Raw genomic sequence first — 2,608 nt, forward strand, 5'->3', positions numbered from 1 at the left:
CACGGGCAAGCAGATACATGTCATCAGACTACATGCGGAACCCATGAGCACCCAATCAAGGTAGTCATCTTTTTTATCATGCAGACCCATGAGGACCCAAGCAAGACATCCACAAACGCAGACATTTGCTGTGCGTGTGCGGAACTAATGTGCCATGATATTGTTTACGTGTGTCCCTATTCATCGTGAAATGAACATGTTTACTTGAAAGCATTGTGCTGTCGTGCAAATCGTTAATGTCATTACTCATGCATGTGAGTGGCTGTAGCCACGAACATATGACGGACGATGTGTAAGGAAACTCAGTGATCTACATGATGAATGTGCCACTTTTTCCCTCCAGTGCGGTCCTCGATCACGCGCGAATTTCTGCTGATGGCACCTCGCGCGCCAGCCTCTCCGCGAAGCGCTGCAGGGCTTCTCTTTGTCCCATCTTTTGTGCTTGCAGCAATGCACGCATTTCGTCCCGGAACACGTGGCCCCATGCCGCACTGTACCGACGACTGTTTTGTGCGTCCCACAACCGGAAGTTGCGCATCCAGTCTTCTTGAATCTTCCCCGTCAACGCAGGGAAGTGTCTGGATACTCGCATCAACAGGTCTAGTCGATTCTTGCGGTAAACCACGCCACCTGCATGCTTTCGTCCTTGCCCAAGGTCTGCCGCGTCGAATCCCTTGCTTGCCGTGTCGAAATCCACTGTGCCATTGCTCTTTTCCTGTCTACGAAGGCGCAGCCTCATGCGCTCCTTTTTGACCATAGCACAAGAACCTGCGATGGGTAAAATTCCGGCAGCGCCGGCGGAATGCACTTTGAGCGCAGCGCGTGCACCTGTACACCTCTTTCGCTCCGCCAACAACTGTTCTTCTTGGCGCAGTCGTAGTTCTCGCGCTGCAGAGAAGACAACTGGGTCCATAAGTCGCGCTTCGGAGCTCTGCCGGAGCAGCGTGTGGCGCGCCTGCTCGAGGGTCATCACGATGTGTGCGTTACCGTGGCTTCTCGCGATCGCGATCATGTCATCCACCTGCCTCATTCGCTCTGCCACGTCTCCCAACTGCAAACGCTGCTGGTCCGACAGAGGGGGGCCCGCCTTCGCAAATGCAAGCACATGGGTGTCGTCCTCGTCTTCACTTGGATCTTCTCGATCGCTCCACGCCTGCGGCCCGCTATGCGTCCCTTCGTCTTCCTGGCCTTCGGCGTATACGTCCAGCTGGCCTCGGCGTGGAAATTCCTGTATAAGTTCCCGGTGTCGCTCCCAACTGATACTTCCGTCGCTCCACCTGGCGTTGACATCCGCCAACGCGGATGCTCTTTTTTGACGTCATTCCGCACTCGGCCCAGAAGCGTGCCGCATCACCGCGTCCCATGTGATCTTCAGACCCGTCCAACGCAACTGTCAGCATGTTGTCAAGATGACCCCGTGCAACGCGTGCGTGCAAGTCCGGGCATTTCCAACATGCTATGGCATCCCGAATGCAATCCTCTCTGTCTCGACGCGGGCATACGTCAGGCCGCAATTCGGACTGCCTGGGCAAGTCCGCAATTTCAATTTCTTGATATCTGGCACTCACGTGTTGGTGCAAAGTGCGTGTCGTTGCACTGGAGGACGCCAGTGCACCCGCCTCCGTGCCACGCGAGGACGTACCCGCGGTCCGCTGCAGCGGCTACAACCTCCTCGTCTACCTGTGCACTGAAAACGTCGCACATCAGAATTCGCCACTGGCGACCCGGGGTCATCAACGGCAAGTGCTTCTTCAAGTACTCGAGTACGTGCTCCTTCCTATAGGACCCTTTCGGCCCACTTGTCACGCTGAACCATTTTAGATCGTCAAAACCCTCTTCCTCTCGCACTCGATCCAGTGCAGCCTCCAGGCGCCGAGCAACCACCTTACCGCCTTTGAAGAGTGCCTCCAGTGGGGGTGCTTCAGGCCACACGCTCAAATCAGAGCTGACGTGAGTAGTGAGGGTCCAGCGTTCTCGCGTCTGGCTCTGCACTTCCTTCAGTGGTATCGTGCCACTACCCTTCCAACTTAGCGTCTTTCTTTGATGACTTCCGCTCTCGTTGAAGTGCATTGGTTTTTGGTCGAACCCTTCGACTACGGGTTCGTATCCGAACGCAAGGTAGCAGAGTCGCCTCAAGCGAATGACGTTCAGCCATGTAATAACGAGTCGTTCGTGGAGTATCCAAGCTTTCACCTTCCACCGTCGATTGGGAAGCCGCAAACTCACTTGATACTCTCTCCGCCAACGCAGAAACCACATTCTGTTAAGAACCGGCACATTGACCCTAACTTTTCTTTTCAAGGCCGTCACAATAATGGCATCGCGAAGCATCCGTGCCTGGGTGACTAGCTCCGACAGAGGCAGCCGTGAAGAGGTCGACGCACGCCGCGTCAAGAACCATTCGAACAACTCTTGCCGCAACACAGATAGCTTGTAGTGGCGCCCTCCGCCTCGCTGCCGTTTCTTCTCCCGCCCCGACTTGCCGTGGGTATTTTTCCCGTGGCCTGGCAAGGACACCACCAGCATGCGTGCGTGCTTGCGCAACTGATTCGCACTAGTACCCGGCAAGAGCACGTGCTGGGCCATAAACCTTGGCTTGGTTCCGTGA

1 protein-coding gene is annotated in these 2,608 nt (G+C 55.6%); it reads right to left on the bottom strand.

The window, feature by feature from the left end; genetic code table 11:
• Nucleotides 1-355: 355 nt before the first annotated feature.
• Nucleotides 356-1,297 carry a hypothetical protein gene (locus ABWQ00_RS15840; RefSeq protein ID WP_353239620.1) on the bottom strand — a complete coding sequence of 314 codons (942 nt, stop codon included), beginning with the start codon at nucleotides 1,295-1,297 and terminating at the stop codon, nucleotides 356-358.
• Nucleotides 1,298-2,608: the final 1,311 nt, after the last annotated feature.

Source organism: Limnohabitans sp. (genome assembly GCF_040400975.1).
Lineage (GTDB): Bacteria > Pseudomonadota > Gammaproteobacteria > Burkholderiales > Burkholderiaceae_C > Limnohabitans_A.